Below are 17,827 nucleotides of genomic sequence, written 5' to 3'. Positions count from 1 at the left end.
TGGCCGCTACTTTGCGCGGGTAAGGGTTGTGACGCCCGGCGTGATGCGGGGGCGCCCCGTACCCCTGACCAGGGTTACGGGGCGCCGCCGCGTGCGGCCGGGTCAGGCCGGCCGGAACCACACCGTCGCCAGGGGCGGCAGCGTGACCGTCACGCTCGCCGGGCGGCCGTGGCTGCGGGTGGCCTCCGTCTTGACCGGGTCCGGGTTGGTGACGCCGCTGCCGCCGTACCGCTCCGCGTCGGTGTTGAGGACCTCCTGCCACGTGGTGAACCGGGGCGGCACCCCGAGCGGGTAACCCTGCCGGACCACCGGGGAGAAGTTGCTGACCGCCAGCAGGGGAGCGCCGCCCGCGTCGAAGCGCAGGAACGCGAAGACGTTGTCCTCGCTCGCGTCGCCCTCGACCCACTCGAACCCCTCGGGCGCCGTGTCCCGCTCCCACAGCGCCGGCGTCGCCCGGTACGTCCGGTTGAGGTCGCGGACCAGGTCGCGGACGCCCCGGTGGTCGGCCTCGGCCGAGTAGGAGGGGTCCAGCAGCCACCAGTCGGGGCCGTGCCCCTCGGACCACTCCGCGCCCTGGGCGAACTCCTGTCCCATGAAGAGGAGTTGCTTGCCCGGGTGGGCCCACATATAGCCCAGGTAGGCGCGGTGGTTGGCGCGCTGCTGCCACCAGTCGCCCGGCATCTTCGAGACCAGGGCCCGCTTGCCGTGCACCACCTCGTCGTGGGAGATCGGCAGCACGTAGTTCTCGCTGTACGCGTAGATCATGGAGAACGTCATCTCGCCGTGGTGGTACTTGCGGTGCACCGGCTCCTTGGAGACGTAGACCAGGGAGTCGTGCATCCAGCCCATGTTCCACTTCAGCCCGAAGCCGAGACCGCCGAAGCCGCTGGGGCCCACGTGGTGTGTGGCACGGGTGACGCCGTCCCAGGCGGTCGACTCCTCGGCGATGGTGACGACGCCGGGGCAGCGCCGGTAGACGGTCGCGTTCATCTCCTGGAGGAAGGCCACCGCGTCCAGGTTCTCCCGCCCGCCGTGCGCGTTGGGCGTCCACTGGCCCGCCTCGCGGGAGTAGTCGAGGTAGAGCATCGAGGCCACGGCGTCCACCCGCAGGCCGTCGATGTGGAACTCCTGGCACCAGTAGACGGCGTTCGCCACCAGGAAGTTCCGCACCTCGGTGCGCCCGTAGTCGAACTCCAGCGTGCCCCAGTCCGGGTGGGCGGCCCGCAGCGGGTCCCCGTGCTCGTACAGCGGGCGGCCGTCGAACTCCGCCAGCGCCCAGTCGTCCCGCGGGAAGTGCGCCGGCACCCAGTCCATCAGCACCCCGATCCCCGCCCGGTGCAGGGCGTCGACGAGGTACTTGAAGTCGTCCGGCGTGCCCATCCGGGCCGTCGGCGCGTAGAAGCCGGTGACCTGGTACCCCCACGAGCCGCCGAACGGGTGCTCGGCGACCGGCATCAGCTCGACGTGCGTGAACCCCAGGTCCTTGACGTAGGCGGGCAATTGCTCAGCTAGCTGACGGTACGTCAAGCCGGGGCGCCATGACGCCAGGTGCAGCTCGTAGACCGAGAAGGGCGACTCGTGCACGGGCCGCCGGGTGCGGGCGGCGAGCCACTCCTCGTCCTGCCACCGGTGGTACGACGCGTGCACGATCGACGCGTTGGCCGGCGGCACCTCGGTGCGCCGCGCCATCGGGTCGGCGCGCAGCGTGTGCGAGCCGTCGGGCCGGGTCAGCTGGAACTTGTACAGCGCGCCCTCGCCGACGTCCGGCAGGAACAGCTCCCACACCCCCGATCCGCCCAGCGAGCGCATCGGGCAGCCGGTGCCGTCCCAGTAATTGAAGTCACCGACGACCCGCACGCCCTGCGCGTTCGGCGCCCACACGGTGAACCTGGTCCCCGCCACCCCCTCGTGCACCATCGGCATCGCGCCGAGCGCCTGCCACAGCTCCTCGTGCCGGCCCTCGGAGATCAGGTGCAGGTCGAGATCGCCGACGGCGGGCAGGAAGCGGTAGGCGTCGTGCACCTCCAGCTCGGCGTCCTCGTACGTCACCAGGAGGCGGTAGTCGGGGATCTCCCGCAGCGGCAGGACGCCCGCGAACAGCCCGTCCCCCTCGTCGTACAGCTCCGCCCGCAGCCCCTTCGCGCTGACCTCCACCGACCGGGCGAACGGCCGCAGCGCCCGGAACGCCACCCCGCCCGGCACCGGGTGCGCGCCCAGCAGCGCGTGCGGGTCGTGGTGCGCGCCGTGCAGCAGCCGCTGCCGCTCCTCGGGACCCAGCGGCTCGGCGGGCCGCACCCCCCGGCGGGCGGCGGGCTGCGGCCGGGGAGCGGTGGCCGGGGCGGCCGGCCCGTCCGCCGGGGGCGCTGCGGGTGCCGCGGCCGCGGGCGGCGGCGCGGCGGGTGACGGTGGAGCTGAGGACGGGGCGGCGGGCGGGGCGCTGGGCGGGTCCGGGGAGGGGTCGGGCGCCGGGGACGCACCGGGGCGGGCCGAGGCCGGCAGGAAGGTGGCCGGGATCCCGCCCGGGCCGCCGGGGCGGTCGCCCCCAGGGTCGTGGGACGGTCGGCTGGACGGCGGGCGAGCGGTCACGGGGCGGTCCTCCTCGGATTCCCCCGGCCGGGTGCCGGGGGAGTGGTCGGTGCAGCGGATCGGCGGCTCACGAGGGGCTCCCGCCCGGCGGGCCGGGGCCGTCCGGGCCGGGGACGTCCGTGCCCGCCGGGACACCGGCGAGCCGCCGGATCGCGGACATCGGGACCGGCAGCCAGTCCGGCCGGTGCCGGGCCTCGTAGAGCACCTCGTAGACGGCCTTGTCCGTCTCGTGGGCGCGCAGCAGTTGCGGCTCCTCGCGCGGGTCGCCGTGGACGCTTCCGTACCCCTCGCAGAACGCCGCCCGGGCCCGCTCGGACCAGGTGGTGCCGCCGGCCCGGCCGACCGCGGCCGCGTAGTCGAAGGAGCGCAGCATGCCCGCCACGTCCCGGGCGGTGGGCTGCGGGCGGCAGCGCTCGGCCAGCGGGCGGGCCGGCTCGCCCTCGAAGTCGATCAGGGCCCACCGGCCGTCCTCGGCCGTGCGCAGCGCCTGCCCCAGGTGCAGATCGCCGTGGATGCGCTGGGCGCGCCAGGTGCGCCCGGCCCGGCCGAGGGCGGCGAGCTCCTCGTACGTGGCGCGCAGCGCGGCCCGGTAGGGGCGCAGGGCGGGCACGGCGTCGGCGGCGGCGTCCAGGCGCCGGGTCATGGCGGTGGTGAGGTGTTCGAGCTGGGGCCGGCGCAGGACGAGGGTGGGCAGCGCCTCGGCCAGGGCGGCGTGCACCTCGGCCGTGGCGTGGCCGAGGGCGCGCGCGGAGGCCGTGAAGTCGGCGCGGACGGCCAGGGCGCTCAGGGCCAGCTGCCAGCCGTCGGCGGAGCCGGGGAGGTAGGGCTGGAGCACGCCGAGCGTCATGGGGAGCGCTTCGGCGCCCGGCCGGCCGGGGGCGTCGGCCTCGAACCAGGCGGCGGGGGCGGGGACCCGGGCGCAGCCGGTGCCGGCGAGGGCGCGGGGGAGTTCGAGGTCGGGGTTGGTGCCGGGGCAGACGCGGCGGAAGAGCTTGAGGATGTACGTTTCGCCGTAGACGACGGAGGAGTTGGACTGCTCGGTGCCGAGCAGCCGGGGCACCAGCCCGGCGGAGATGGTGACGCCCTCCTCGCGGGTGAAGCGCAGCGGCCCGAGCCGGCCGGGCACCCGCAGCCGCTCCAGGAGCAGGGCGGCGAGCCGGGGGTCGGCGAGCCCCTCGAAGACGGTGCGGCCGTGCAGCGGGCCGCCGGCGGGCCGGCCGATGAGGGCGGGCGCCAGGTGCGGGGGCAGGACCTCCTGGACGCCGAGGAGGAGCTGGTAGCAGTCGTCGGTGCCGGGATGCACGACCGGGCCGGCCGGGCCGGCCGCCTCCGCCGGGTGCACCGCGGCGGCGGAGCCGGGCTGGTGGGCCCGCACGAGCAGGTGGAGCAGGCCGGGGGTGGTGGCGCCGGTGGGGTGGGGGAGCAGCTCGGTGGCCGAGACGAGGGTGAAACCGGTGATCGGGCGGCCCTTGCCCGCGAACCAGCGCTGGCGCGGCAGCCACTCGGCGAGCAGCGGCACCAGGGAACCGAGCAGCCCCGCGTCGGCGGCGTCCGCCCGTGGCGCGGCGGTGGCCGCGGCGGCACGGACCGACGACAGCAGTGGTCCGGGGGGCGTCCCCCGGCGGGTGGTCCCCCGGCGGGACGGTGCAGCGTCCGACATGGCGTCGCGTCCTTTCCCCGGGCACACGACAGGTAGGGCAAAGTGTCCCGGATTGCGGCTTTGACCGGTGCGCGGTGCGGGACGTGTCGGGCGAGGATCGTCCGTACGGTCAGCCCTGCGGCCCCTGCAAACGGTGCGTGCGATGCGTGCGGTGCGTGCGGCCTCGTGGCCCTGCGGCGGAATCGAGCGGTATCGATCTGGTCGGCCCGGCCCGTGCGTAGTAGGGAGGGTTCCCAGGGTTCGCGGGGGAAAACCGCCCGTGCGCGGCCGATCGGGACGCGCACGGGATCGGGCTTCAGTGGCCTGGAGGCGGTGGTGCGCTGTGGCGCAGCCGGAACCAGTAGAAGCCGTGGCCGGCCAGCGTGAGCAGATACGGCAGCTCGCCGATGGCCGGGAACCGGACGCCGCCGATGAGCTCGACCGGGTGGCGGCCGTTGAACTCCCGGAGGTCCAGCTCGGTCGGTTGTGCGAAGCGCGAGAAATTGTTCACGCACAGGACGAGGTCGTCGTCGCGCTGCCCCGGCACCCGCACCTCTCGCAGGAAGGCGAGGACCGCGGGGTTGCTGGAGGGCAGCTCGGTGTACGAGCCGAGTCCGAAGGCGGGGTTCTGCTTCCGGATCTCGATCATCCGGCGGGTCCAGTGCAGCAGCGAGGAGGGGCTGCTCATGGCCGCCTCGACGTTGGTGACCTGGTAGCCGTAGACCGGGTCCATGATGGTGGGCAGGTACAGCCGGCCCGGGTCGCAGGAGGAGAACCCGGCGTTGCGGTCGGGCGTCCACTGCATGGGGGTGCGCACCCCGTCGCGGTCGCCGAGCCAGATGTTGTCGCCCATGCCGATCTCGTCGCCGTAGTACAGGATCGGCGAACCGGGCAGCGACAGCAGCAGCGCGGTGAACAGCTCGATCTGATTGCGGTCGTTGTCGAGCAGGGGCGCCAGCCGTCGCCGGATGCCGATGTTGGCGCGCATCCGCGGGTCCTTGGCGTACTCCGCGTACATGTAGTCGCGCTCTTCGTCCGTGACCATTTCGAGGGTGAGCTCGTCGTGGTTGCGCAGGAAGACGCCCCACTGGCAGCGCGTCGGAATGGCCGGGGTCTTGGCCAGGATTTCCGAGACCGGGTAGCGGGATTCCCGCCGGACGGCCATGAAGATGCGCGGCATCACGGGGAAGTGGAACGCCATATGGCATTCGTCGCCGCCCGTGGCGTAGTCGCCGAAGTAGTCGACCACGTCCTCCGGCCACTGATTGGCCTCGGCCAGCAGCACCGTGTCGGGGTAGTGGGCGTCGATCTCGGCCCGTACCCGCTTGAGGAATTGGTGGCTGCGCGGGAGGTTCTCGCAGTTGGTGCCCTCCTCGGCGAAGAGGTACGGCACCGCGTCGAGCCGGAAGCCGTCGATGCCGAGGTCCAGCCAGAACCGCAGCGCGCCCAGGATCTCCTCCTGCACGGCCGGGTTCTCGTAGTTGAGATCCGGCTGGTGGGAGAAGAACCGGTGCCAGTAGTACTGCTTGCGCACCGGGTCGAACGTCCAGTTCGAGGACTCGGTGTCCACGAAGATGATCCGGGCGTCCTGGTACTGCTTGTCGTCGTCGGCCCAGACGTAGTAGTCGCCGTAGGGGCCGTCGGGGTCGGAGCGCGACTGCTGGAACCAGTCGTGCTGATCGCTCGTATGGTTCATGACAAAGTCGATGATGACGCGCATGCCACGCTGATGCGCCGCGTCCACGAACTCCACGAAGTCCGCGAGGTCGCCGAACTCCGGGAGCACCGACGTGTAGTCGGAGACGTCGTACCCGCCGTCGCGCAGCGGCGACTGGAAGAACGGCGGCAGCCACAGGCAGTCGACGCCCAGCCATTGCAGGTAGTCCAGCTTGGCCGTCAGGCCCTTGAGGTCGCCGACGCCGTCGCCGTCGCTGTCCTGGAAGGACCGGACGAGCACCTCGTAGAAGACGGCGCGTTTGAACCAGTCGGGATCCAGGTCCTTGGCGGGGGTGTCCTCGAACGTGTCGTGGACGGGCTCATTGACGATCATGGTGTGGGTGACCCTCCGATCGGTGAGGACGGTCGCAGCGAGAACACGTGCGCGGGCGCGAGAGAACGGCCCGGCTCGAGGCGCACATAGTTGTCCCTGCCCCAGTGATAGGTCTCTCCGGTGAGCTCGTCGCGCACCGGGACGGACTCGTGCCAATCGAGGCCGAGTTCCGGCATGTCCAACGAGACCGTGGCCTCCTGGGTGTGGTGGGGGTCGAGGTTGACGACCGTGAGGACGCACGAGGCGCCCGACCGTTTGGAATAGGCGATAACGGCGTCGTTGTCGGCGTAATGGAAACGCAGGTTGCGCAGCCGCCGCAGCGCGGGCTGGCGCCGGCGCAACCGGTTGAGAGCCGTGATCAGCGGCGCGATGCCGTGCCCTTCGCGCTGCGCCGCCTCCCAGTCCCGCGGGCGCAGCTCGTACTTCTCGGAATCGGCGTATTCCTCGCTGCCCTCCTGCACGGCGGTGCTCTCGCAGAGTTCGTAACCGGCGTAGACGCCCCAGGAGGGGGAGAGGGTCGCCGCGAGCACCGCCCTGATCTCGAAGGCCGCCCGGCCGCCGTGCTGGAGATAGGCGTGCAGGATGTCGGGGGTGTTGACGAAGAAGTTGGGCCGCATGCAGGAGGCCGCCTCCCCCGAGAGCTCGGTGAGGTAGTCGGTGAGCTCCTGTTTGCCCGTACGCCAGGTGAAGTAGGTGTACGACTGCTGGAAGCCGATCGCGCCCAGAGTGCGCATCATCGCGGGGCGGGTGAACGCCTCGGCGAGGAACACCACGTCGGGGTCGGTGCGGCCGATCTCGGCGATGACCTTCTCCCAGAAGACCACCGGCTTGGTGTGGGGGTTGTCGACCCGGAAGATCCGCACACCGTGCGCCATCCACAGGCGCAGCACCCGCAGGGTCTCGCGGACGATGCCGTCGAAGTCCGCGTCGAAGGCCAGGGGGTAGATGTCCTGGTACTTCTTCGGCGGGTTCTCGGCGTACGCGATGGAGCCGTCCGCCCGGTGGTGGAACCACTCGGGGTGCTTGCTCACCCAGGGGTGGTCCGGGGAGCACTGGAGCGCGAAGTCGAGCGCGACCTCCATGCGCAGCTCGCGGGCCCGAGCCACGAAGTGGTCGAAGTCCTCGAAGGTGCCGAGGTCCGGGTGGATCGCGTCGTGCCCGCCGTCGGCGGAGCCGATCGCCCAGGGGCTGCCCACGTCGTGCGGGCCCGCGGTGAGGCGGTTGTTCGGGCCCTTGCGGTAGGCGGTGCCGATGGGGTGCACCGGGGGCAGGTAGACCACGTCGAAGCCCATCGCCGCCACGGCCGGCAGCCGCCGGGCCGCCGTGCGGAACGTCCCGCTCACCGGCGGCTCCCCCCGGGCCACGACCGCGCCCTCGGAGCGCGGGAACAGCTCGTACCAGGAGCCGAAGAGCGCCCGCTCGCGCTCCACGAGCACCGGCACCGGCCGGCTGACGGTGACCAGCTCCCGCAGGGGGTGGGCGGCGAGCGCCGCGGTGACCTGCGGGGTCAGCGCCGCGGCGAGCCGGACGGCGACCGGGCGCGCGGTGTCCCGCAGCGCGTCGACCGCGGCCAGCACCGCCTCCCGGCCCTCCTTCTTCGGCACCCCGGCGGCGGCCCGCTCGTGCAGCAGGGCGCCCTCCTGGAGGACCAGTTCGGTGTCCCCGGCGTCATTGGCCGCCGGAACCTTGATCCGGGCGGCGTGCCGCCAGGTGGCCACCGGGTCGCCCCACGCCTCCACCGTGTACGTCCAGCGGCCCTCGGCGTCCGGGGTGACCTCCGCGCCCCAGCGGTCGGTGCCCGGCTCCAGCTCGCGCATCGGGGTCCACGGGCCGCAGCGGCCCGCCGGATCGCGCAGCACCACATTGGCGCCCAGGGCGTCGTGGCCCTCGCGGAAGACCGTGGCGGTGACCTGGAAGGTCTCGCCGGCCACGGCCTTGACGGGCCTGCGGCCGCAGTCCACGAGCGGGCCGAGGTCCAGGACGGGGATACGACCGATCATGGGATCACCTGGGGAGTCGACGGAATCGGGGGAGAGCCGGCGGAACTGGGTGAGCTGCGTGAGCTGGGAGATCTGGGGGAACTGAGGGTTCTGCTCTTTCTATCCGCTCCGCCCGAGGTCGGCTGGGTGCGGGCATGACGGCTTACGCCCCCGTTCACCCGGGTGGGCGCGGAAGAATTGCGGAAGGGGCGGAGGCGGGAACGGGGCGGTGGAGATCTGACTTCCCTGCATACCGGTTGAGCTTTCCCACCGGTCCCGGCCGGGCATGCCCGCCCCGGAGGAACTACCGGTGCGTAGTTACGGTGGCACCGTGTGGGGAGGACGGTCGGCACCCCGTCACCCGTATGAAGTCTCCTCGTTGGGCCGATCGTGTGCAATGCGCGAAAAGCGGGTAAGCGGCGCCCGGACGGGGTAACGACCCGCCGACGCGGCCGTAGAAGACCGTAGGGCCGTGCGGCCGGCAGAGACCGTGATGTAGGCGCGGCGTATTTCTGCCTCCCCTTGATGCGGTAGCCGCCTGCGGCGCGTCCGTAGTCGCCGCCTGCGGCGGCGAGCGTTGCCGCCTACGGCGCGTCCGTAGGTGCCGCCTGCGGCGGCGAGCGCCCTGCGGGCGCGTCCTCAAGCTCCCCCAGCTACCGCTGGGAGGTGCCCCCAGACGGGCTGAAATCAGCCCGTCCGGCGCTTGAGGACACCGCCGCGCAGCGGTGGTGCACCCTCCGGCCGGCCGCCCAGGCCACCGGCTGCCGCCAGCAGGCTCAGCGCCGCCTCCGAAGGAGACCCCGGCTCCGCGCTGAACGCCAGCAGCCCCTGGCCGCCCGTGTCCGGCAGCCGCATCATCTCGAACTCCAGCGTCATCGACCCCACCAGCGGGTGATGGAACTCCTTCGTGCCCGACGTGCACGCCCGCACCGGGTGCCGTGACCACAGCGCCGCGAACTCCTCGCTCCGCATGGTCAGTTCGCCGATCAGCTCCGCCAACCGCCGGTCCTCCGGATGCTCGCCGGCCGCCAGCCGCAGCGCGGAGACCGCCCGCCGGGCCTCCTCCTCCCACCGCGGGTACAGCTCCCGCGCGTGGCCGTCCAGGAACAGCAGCCGCTGGGTGTTGGGACGCCCGTCCGGCCGGCCCGGCGCCGCCGCGTCCAGGTGGCCCGCAAGCAGCGCGTGTCCGAGGGGGTTCCAGGCCAGCACGTCGTAGCGCAGGTCCAGCACGGCGGCCGGCACGCCCAGGGCCGCCACCAGCTGCCGTACCCCCGGGCCCGCGCTCTGCGCCCGGGCCGCGGGCCGCCGCGCCGCCCGGCCCGGCCGGGCCAGGTTCCGCAGGTGCGCGTGCTCGTCCGGCGTCAGCCGCAGCGCCCGCGCCAGGGCGTCCAGGACCCCGTCCGAGGCGTTGCCCGACTGCCCCTGCTCCAGCCGCGTGTAGTACGCGACGCTCACCCCGGCCAGCTGCGCCAGCTCCTCCCGCCGCAGCCCCGGCACGCGCCGGCGTGCGCCGTACGCCACCAGGCCCACGTCCTCCGGTTGCAGCCGCGCCCGGCGTGTCCGAAGGAATTCCCCCAACTCACCCGTCGTCTCCATGTCCCCAGTCAACCCCAGGGGGCGCACTCCCCGCCTGCCCCTGCCAGGGACAGGCAGTTGCCGCGAACCGGCAAAAACCAGCGGCCCCGCGCCGCTACCGTCGTGGGGGTGAAGGCCATTCGTCGATTCAGCGTGCGCCCCGTCCTTCCGGAATCCCTACGACCGCTCAGCGAGCTGGCGCGCAACCTGCGCTGGTCCTGGCACCCCGAGACCCGCGAACTCTTCCAGGCCGTCGACCCCGAGGGCTGGCGGGCCGCCGCCGGTGACCCGCTGCGCCTGCTCGGCGCCGTGCCCGCCGCCCGGCTGGACGCCCTCGCCGAGGACCGCCGCTTCCTGCGCAGGCTGGCCGCGGCCTCCGATGACCTGCACGACTATCTGACCGGCCGGCGCTGGTACCAGGAACAGCCCGCGGGGCTGCCCGCCGCCGTCGCCTACTTCTCCCCCGAGTTCGGCATCACCGCCGCCCTCCCGCAGTACAGCGGCGGCCTCGGCATCCTCGCGGGCGACCACCTCAAGTCCGCCAGCGACCTCGGCGTCCCCCTCATCGGGGTCGGCCTGCTCTACCGCCACGGCTACTTCCGCCAGTCCCTCTCCCGCGAGGGCTGGCAGCAGGAGCACTACCCCCTGCTCGACCCCAACGAGCTGCCGCTGTCCCTGCTCCGCGAGCCCGACGGCACCCCCAGCCGGATCGCCCTCGCCCTCCCCGGCGGCCGCTCCCTGCGCGCCTACGTCTGGCAGGCCCGGGTCGGCCGGGTGCCCCTGCTGCTCCTGGACTCCGACGTCGAGGAGAACGCCCCCGGCGAGCGCGAGGTCACCGACCGGCTCTACGGCGGCGGCGGCGAACACCGGCTGCTCCAGGAGATGCTCCTGGGCATCGGCGGCGTCCGCGCCGTGCGCACCTACTGCCGGCTGACCGGCCACCCCGAACCCGAGGTCTTCCACACCAACGAGGGCCACGCCGGCTTCCTCGGCCTGGAGCGCATCCGCGAACACGTCGAGCAGGGCATGGAGTTCGACGCCGCCCTGGAGTCCGTGCGCGCCGGCGCCGTCTTCACCACCCACACCCCCGTGCCGGCCGGCATCGACCGCTTCGAGCGCGATCTGGTCGCCCGCCACTTCGGCCCCACCGGGGAACTGCCCGGCATCGACGTCGAACGCGTCCTCGAACTGGGCCTGGAGACCTACCCCGGCGGCGAGCCCAACCTCTTCAACATGGCCGCCATGGGCCTGCGCCTGGCCCAGCGCGCCAACGGCGTCTCCACCCTCCACGGCCAGGTCAGCCGGCAGATGTTCGCCGGCCTGTGGCCCGGCTTCGACGCCGAGGAGGTCCCCATCACCTCCGTCACCAACGGCGTCCACGCCCCCACCTGGGTCGCCCCCGAGGTGCTGCGCCTGGGCGCCCGGCAGATCGGCGCCGGCCGCGCCGAGGACGCCCTGACCGTCGGCGGCTCCCAGCGCTGGGACGCCGTCGCCGACATCTCCGACGCCGCCGTCTGGGAACTGCGGCGCACCCTGCGCGAACAGCTGGTCGAAGAGGTCCGGGCCCGGCTGCGCGCCTCCTGGCGGGAGCGCGGCGCGGGCAGCGCCGAGCTCGGCTGGATCGACGGCGTCCTGGACCCCGACGTCCTCACCATCGGCTTCGCCCGCCGCGTCCCCTCCTACAAGCGCCTCACCCTCATGCTCCGCGACCGCGACCGGCTCACGCGGCTGCTGCTCCACCCCGAGCGGCCGGTCCAGATCGTCGTCGCGGGCAAGGCCCACCCGGCGGACGACAGCGGCAAGCGCCTGGTCCAGGAGCTCGTCCGCTTCACCGACGACCCGCGCGTCCGGCACCGCGTCGTCTTCCTCCCGGACTACGGCATGGCCATGGCCCAGAAGCTCTACCCCGGCTGCGACGTCTGGCTCAACAACCCGCTGCGCCCGCTGGAGGCGTGCGGCACCTCCGGGATGAAGGCCGCGCTCAACGGCTGTCTCAACCTCTCCGTGCTCGACGGCTGGTGGGACGAATGGTTCGAGCCCGACTTCGGCTGGGCCATTCCCACCGCCGACGGCACGTCCACGGACGAGAACCGGCGCGACGACCTGGAGGCCGCCGCCCTGTACGACCTGCTGGAGGAGCGGGTCGCGCCGCGCTTCTACGACCGCGCGGCGGGCGGGCTGCCCGGGCGGTGGATCGAGATGGTCCGCCGCACGCTCGCCACCCTGGGACCGAAGGTGCTCGCCGGGCGCATGGTGCGCGAGTATGTGGAGCGGCTCTACGGCCCCGCCGCCGAGGCGCAGCGGGCCCTGAACCCGGAGGCGGCGCGGGAGCTGGCCGCCTGGAAGCGCCGGGTGCGCGACGCGTGGCCGGGCGTCGCCGTGGACCATGTGGAGGCCGTGTCCGACACCACGCTGAACGGCACCGCGGAGCTGGGCTCCACCGTCTCGCTGCGGGTGAGCGTCAGCCTGGGCACGCTGGACCCGGCGGACGTCGAGGTGCAGGCCGTCGCCGGCCGCGTCGACCCCACCGACCGGCTCAGCCGGACGACCACCTTCCCCCTGAAGCCGACCGGGGCCCCGGCTCTCGACGGCCGCCGCCTCTACGAGGGCCCGCTGACCCTGGACCGCGCGGGCCCCTTCGGCTACACCGTCCGCATCCTCCCCGCCCACCGGCTCCTGGCCGGCTGCGCGGAGATGGGCCTGGTGACGCTGCCCTCGGAGGCCACGGGCGAGGGCGCCGGGGTGCTGCTGCGCTGAGGCACGCGTGAAGGACGCCGTCCGGGGGAGTCGGGCTCACCCCGGACGGCGTCCGGAACAGAGAGGGCGTGCTCAGAAGAGGATCAGAAGGTCAGCTTCCAGCTGTTCACCTTGCCGGTGTCGCTGGAGTAGACGTCCTGGACCTGCAGCTTCCAGGTGCCGCTCGCGGAGACCGCGGAGGCGTCGACGGTGTACGCCGTCTTCACGTCCGCCGCCGAGTCCCAGGCGTCCGACGCCTTCAGCGGCCAGGTCTTGCCGTCCGGGGCCACCAGGTCGATCTTCAGGTCACCGCGGTAGCTGTGCGTGATGTCCACGTCGACCTTGAGAGACGGGGAGCCGTTGCCGCTGCGGGTCACGACGATCGGTGAGGTGACGGCGCTGCCCGCGTCGGGGATCGCCACCGGGGTGGCGTTCTCGAAGACCGAGCCGCCGCCCGTGGCGTTCACGGTCCACTTGAAGGTCGCGGTGCCCGTCTTGCCGCCGGCGTCCTTGACCGTCACGGTCACCGTGCTGGTGCCGGTGGTGGCCGGGGTGCCGGTGATCAGACCGGTCGAGGAGTTGATCGACAGGCCGGCGGGCAGGCCGGTGGCAGAGTAGGTCAGGGAGCCCGTGGTGGAGCTGGACGCCTTGACCTGCAGGCTGACGGCCGTGTTGACGAGGGTGGTCTGGTCGCCGGGGCTGGTGACCGAGACACCGCTGGAGAGCCGGCTGCCGACGTTGATGGCGGCCCAGGCGTTGGCCGTGTTGTTGTACGTCTCGCTGCCGACGCCGAAGAGCTCACCGGCGGCCCACAGCGTCGCGTCCCGGGCGCCCGCGTAGTTGGTGTTGGACTGCATGCGCTGGCTCAGCGCCTTGAACCAGATCTTCGCGGCGTTGTCCCGGCCGATCGCGGTGACCGGCTGCCCGTCGGAGGTCGGGGAGTCGTACTTGACCCCGTTGATCTCCTTCTGGCCGCTGCCCTCGGACGCCAGGTAGAACCAGTGGTTGGCCGGGCCGGACGAGTAGTGCACGTCGATGCCGCCGAGGCCGGAGTACCAGCTGTCCTTGGACTGGCCGTCCTTGCTGGGCTTGTCCATGTAGCGCAGCGGGGTGCCGTTGCCCCGGATGTCGATCTTCTCGCCGACCAGGTAGTCGCCCTTGTCGGAGGGGTTGGCGGCCCAGAACTCGACGGCGGCGGCGAAGATGTCGGAGGTCGCCTCGTTCAGGCCGCCGGACTCACCGCTGTAGACGAGCTTGGCGGTGTTGGAGGTGACGCCGTGCGTCATCTCGTGCGCGGCCACGTCGATCGACGTCAGCGGCTTGGCGTTGCCCGAGCCGTCGCCGTACGTCATGCAGAAGCAGGAGTCGGACCAGAAGGCGTTGACGTAGTTGTTGCCGTAGTGGACCCGGCTGTACGCGCCGACGCCGTCGCCCTTGATGCCGTTGCGGCCGTGGACGTTCTTGTAGTAGTCCCAGGTGAGCTGGGCCCCGTAGTGCGCGTCGACGCCGGCGGTGGCGGCGTCGGAGGTGGAGCCGTTGCCCCAGGTGTCGTCGGCGTCGGCGAAGAGCGTGCCGGTGCCGGACGTGCCCTTGTTGAGGTTGTACGTCTTGTGGCTGCCGCGCGAGGTGTCGTTGAGCTGGAAGCTGCTGCCCGACTTGCTCGTGCCGATGGTCACCTGGCCGCTGTACTGGCTGTTGCCGGTGCCCTGCTGGACGCCCTGGAACTCGAAGAGCTTCTTGCCGGTTTTCGCGTCCGTGATGACGTGCAGCTCGTTGGGCGTGCCGTCGTGCTGGAGGCCGCCGACCACGGTCTCGTAGGCGAGGACGGGGGTGCCGTTCGCCGCCCAGACGACCTTGCGGGGCGCCCGCTCGGCCTTGGTGGCCTTGGAGCCCTGCGCGTTGGCGGCCTTCACCGCGTCCCGCTCGGCGGTGGCGGCCGCGAAGGAGGCGCTGGTCGTCGACAGCGCCATGCGGGCCTTGCTGGCCTTGGCGACGGTCTTGACCGTGCCGCCCTTGGTCGCGTCGACCACGAGGTCGCCGCCGAGGACCGGCAGGCCGTCGTAGGTCCGCTCGTAGCGGGTGTGGGTCGTGCCGTTGGCGTCCTTGACGACGTCCCGGACGACCAGCTTCTCCTTGGCGCCGAGGCCGAGGTCCCGTGCGGTTTGCGCCTTGGCCGCGTCGGCGTCGCGTATCAGCTCGGCGCGCTGCGCGGGGGTGAGCTTCAGGGGCAGGGCCCCGGGGTCCGGCTTGGCGGTCGTCTGCCGGGGGGCGGCGTCGCTGCCGGCGGTGGCGGAACCGGTCTGCAGGCCGACGGCGAGCATCGCCGTGACGGCGACCAGCGCGCCGGTGGCGACGGCACGCTGAGGGGGGGTGGGTCTCACGCTGACTCCTTCTGCGGTGGCCACGGTGGGCGTGGCCGGGGCGACCGGGCGGCGGCTGGCCGCCCGGGCAGAGCGAGGCAGAACATGTAGAAGTGGTGGGGTACGGGGTGTGCGGGTGTGGGGGGTCCACAACGCGACAGCTGTGCGGAAAGCGAGACGGAAGGGCCGATATGCGAAAGGCGACGCCCGGCCGTGGTGCCGTGGGGAAGCCGTGCGTCGGTGGAGGGAAGAGTGCCATCGCAGGCATGTACGTGTCAGGAGTGCGTCGCCAAGTTGGCCGGAACCCGTCCGTTGACGAAAGACCGCGGTCCGCATAGCGGTACACGCGGCCTGCGGGCCGGCGTCGCCGCGCCCGGGACCGGCCGCCGGACCCGAGGACTCTCCTCGTGCAGAGAGCTGACGATCAGTCAGGTTGGGCGGGTCGTCACCCCCTTCTTCCAGGTCATCAGCGGGGGTGTGCCGCCCAGGGCCACCGGCGCCGACACCCGCGCCTTCCCTTGGGGTGCGGCTGCCGGCTCCAAGGGAAGCCTCTGCCGGGCAGGGAAGGCGATCGTCCCGTTCGGCGGCGGCGGGCGGCCGGGGAGGGACGGAGCGGCCGCCGTCATGGCGGCCGGAAATGACACGGCCGCCGCGGCGTGCGGCGGTTCCGGAAGCCCGCCGCCGCGCACGGCCCGGCGGCTGCCCGCGCCTTCCGGACCCGGGCCGGGGAAGAGGAGATCATCGTGTCCGGAAACGGCATGTCAGCGGACGGGCGCCGTCAGTAGTGTCGGCGCCCTCTTTTCCCGCAGCCCAGGAGGAGCACCGCCATGCGCCGTCCCGCACGTGTCACCGCCGCCCTCGGAGCCGTCGCCGCCCTCGGCCTCGCCGCCCCGGCCGCCACCGCCTCCGACGCCCCCGACGACACCCTCCGGATCCACAGCAGCGCCTTCGGCGGCTGCCTCACGGCCGAAGGGTCCGGCTACCGCGACCCCCGGGGCGCCGACCGGCCCTGGCTCGTGGCGCTCCAGCCGTGCGGCGCCGCCCCCGCGGCCCGCCAGTTGTGGATCTACAGCTCCGCCACCCACCAGTTCTCCTCGGTGGCCGAGCCCTACCGGTGCATCGACAAGCAGGGCTCCCTCTTCGTCACCGCGCTGTGCGACGCCGACACACCGGAACAGAGATTCCGCACCGCTCCGACCGGCCGGGCCGGCGAGCGGAAGATCGTCTCCCAGTCGGGCGGACGGATCTGGGAGCAGGTCTCCCACCGGTCCGGCGGCGCCCGGGACGCCGTGGGCGAAGGGGTGAGGGAGGCGCGGGACGCCGGCGCCGCCCCGGCCGACCGGAGATGGAAGATCGGCCCCGCCTGAGCCGTGCGGGCCCGGGGGCGGGGCACCGGCCTCAGGCGGCCGTGTTGTCAGTGGTGGCGCGTAGGCTCACGAGCATGAGTTACGCAGACCTGCGCGAACTCCAGAGCGCGCTCAACACCGCCTCGGACATCGCCTTCTCTCTCGACGCCGCACCCGCGGCCCACGAGGCCGACCAGCTCGTGGACGCCCTGCGCCGCGCCCTGACCGCGGCCAACGCCCTGGGCGCGGGGACGGGCGCGACGGGCTGCGCGGAGCACCCCCGCGGCGCCGTGGACCCCCTGTACGGCGACAAGGCCGACCCGCTGCCGCCGGGCTGGGGGAGGTGCCTGCTGTGCAACGACCGCCGGCGGCGGGCCAGCGCGCAGCGGCGAAACTGGCGCTGACCCGGTGCCGGCCCGCGCGGCGGGGATCAGCGGCTGAAGGACGCCCAGAACTCCTCGAAGGACAGCAGGCCGTCGCCGTTGCCGTCCTTCTTGTTGATGATGGCCTGCGCCACGGTCTCGGTGACCTGGAAGTCGCCGAGCTGAGCCATCGCGCTCTTGTACTCGGCGGCCGAGATCATGCCGTCGCCGTCCGCGTCGAACCGCTCGAAAGCCGTCCGTGCCGCCTCTATGTCGATCGTGTCGGCCATGCGGGCCTCCCCTTGGGTGCGTGTGTGCTGGTGTGACCGGCACAGATTAGCCGCCCGCGATCACCAGCCTCATATAGCGGTTCCAGTCCCAGTGCGGACCGGGGTCGGTGTGGGTGGCGCCGGGCACCTCGATATGGCCGAGGATGCGCTCCCGGGTCCGGGGAATGCCGTACCGGGCGCAGAGGGCGGCCGTCAGCCGCGCGGAGGAGCGGTAGAGGGCGTCCGTGAAGTATTCCGGCCGGTCGGTCCAGCCCTCGTGCTCGATGCCGATGCTGCGCGTGTTGTAGTTCCAGTTCCCGGCGTGCCAGGCGATGTCCTTCTCCCGGACGAACTGCCCGATGTAGCCGTCGGCGGAGGCGACCATGTAGTGCGCGGAGACCTTCGCCCGGGGGTTCTGGAAGATCCGCCTCGCGTCGGGGAACGTCTCCTCGGTCACATGGACCACGACGAAGTCGACCGGGTACGACTCCGGGCGGGCGGAGACCGTGTAGTTGGCGGGGTCGGCCGGGATCCAGTGCGTGGGCGGGTACGGGACGGCGGGTGTGGGGGTCTCTTCCAAGGCGGGCTCCCGGTCCGGTGCGCGCCGGCCCGCGTGACCGGCGGCAGGGACATGACACCTCAGGGGGCGCGGCCCCGCAAGCACCGGCGCGCACCCCCGGCGCGCAGGTGCCCCACGGCGCCTACGGAGCGCGTCTCTACGGGTGAGTACGGTGGGAAAAGATTGCATGGGAAGTGCATAGAAATAAGAGATTCCGCTGGATCATTCATCGAATGTAAGGCGCGTGTTGCACCTCACCTTTGATTGGCGAGCGGTCTTTCCAGTATTGCCCGAATCTGACCCGATAGATTCTTTGGCGTCCGTGGGCCGGGTCTGTCATAGTCGACGCCACGACCCCCATTGACC

The 17,827-nt window shown here is 72.6% G+C and carries 11 protein-coding genes; 3 read left to right on the top strand and 8 right to left on the bottom strand.

Annotation, left to right across the window (positions count from 1 at the left end; genetic code table 11):
- Positions 1-102: 102 nt before the first annotated feature.
- The 5 genes from glgB to ABZ951_RS20085 form a co-directional block, all read right to left on the bottom strand.
- Positions 103-2,295, bottom strand: coding sequence for a 1,4-alpha-glucan branching enzyme (glgB, locus tag ABZ951_RS20105; RefSeq protein WP_344092800.1), 2,193 nt, complete (start codon positions 2,293-2,295; stop codon positions 103-105).
- A gap of 358 nt (positions 2,296-2,653) precedes the next feature.
- A complete protein-coding gene (locus tag ABZ951_RS20100) occupies positions 2,654-4,246 on the bottom strand; it encodes a phosphotransferase (RefSeq protein WP_361280373.1) in 1,593 nt (530 codons plus the stop codon).
- A gap of 295 nt (positions 4,247-4,541) precedes the next feature.
- Positions 4,542-6,275 carry a maltose alpha-D-glucosyltransferase gene (treS, locus tag ABZ951_RS20095; RefSeq protein ID WP_344093504.1) on the bottom strand — a complete coding sequence of 578 codons (1,734 nt, stop codon included), beginning with the start codon at positions 6,273-6,275 and terminating at the stop codon, positions 4,542-4,544.
- On the bottom strand, positions 6,272-8,275 hold the full coding sequence (locus ABZ951_RS20090) for an alpha-1,4-glucan--maltose-1-phosphate maltosyltransferase (protein ID WP_344093502.1): 2,004 nt from the start codon (positions 8,273-8,275) through the stop codon (positions 6,272-6,274). Before ABZ951_RS20090 ends, treS begins: the two co-directional genes overlap by 4 nt.
- A 666-nt stretch (positions 8,276-8,941) precedes the next feature.
- Entirely contained in the window at positions 8,942-9,850 is a 909-nt protein-coding gene (locus ABZ951_RS20085; RefSeq protein WP_344093500.1) for a helix-turn-helix transcriptional regulator, read from the bottom strand.
- A 108-nt stretch (positions 9,851-9,958) separates the two neighbouring features.
- Between ABZ951_RS20085 and glgP the strand changes: the two genes are divergently transcribed.
- Complete coding sequence (gene glgP / locus ABZ951_RS20080) at positions 9,959-12,586, top strand: alpha-glucan family phosphorylase (protein ID WP_344093498.1); 2,628 nt, start codon at positions 9,959-9,961, stop codon at positions 12,584-12,586.
- Positions 12,587-12,669: 83 nt separating this feature from the next.
- Here glgP and ABZ951_RS20075 read toward each other — a convergent pair whose 3' ends face one another.
- Entirely contained in the window at positions 12,670-14,946 is a 2,277-nt protein-coding gene (locus ABZ951_RS20075) for a M4 family metallopeptidase (RefSeq protein WP_344093496.1), read from the bottom strand.
- A gap of 806 nt (positions 14,947-15,752) precedes the next feature.
- Between ABZ951_RS20075 and ABZ951_RS20070 the strand changes: the two genes are divergently transcribed.
- Entirely contained in the window at positions 15,753-16,292 is a 540-nt protein-coding gene (locus tag ABZ951_RS20070; RefSeq protein WP_344093494.1) for a hypothetical protein, read from the top strand.
- A gap of 74 nt (positions 16,293-16,366) precedes the next feature.
- Positions 16,367-16,675 (top strand): hypothetical protein, encoded by a 309-nt coding sequence (locus ABZ951_RS20065; RefSeq protein WP_344093492.1) that lies wholly within the window; start codon positions 16,367-16,369, stop codon positions 16,673-16,675.
- Between the two features lie 26 nt (positions 16,676-16,701).
- Here the strand turns inward: ABZ951_RS20065 and ABZ951_RS20060 are convergent, their stop codons facing one another.
- Positions 16,702-16,923 carry an EF-hand domain-containing protein gene (locus ABZ951_RS20060; RefSeq protein ID WP_344093490.1) on the bottom strand — a complete coding sequence of 74 codons (222 nt, stop codon included), beginning with the start codon at positions 16,921-16,923 and terminating at the stop codon, positions 16,702-16,704.
- A 46-nt stretch (positions 16,924-16,969) separates the two neighbouring features.
- A complete protein-coding gene (locus tag ABZ951_RS20055; protein ID WP_344093488.1) occupies positions 16,970-17,482 on the bottom strand; it encodes a peptidoglycan recognition family protein in 513 nt (170 codons plus the stop codon).
- Positions 17,483-17,827 lie beyond the last annotated feature (345 nt).

The organism is Streptomyces sp. NPDC046215 (assembly GCF_040646215.1).
Lineage (GTDB): Bacteria > Actinomycetota > Actinomycetes > Streptomycetales > Streptomycetaceae > Streptomyces > Streptomyces stramineus.
The sequence above is the reverse complement of the archived record's forward strand: the minus strand, read 5'-3'. Positions and strand labels throughout refer to the sequence as shown.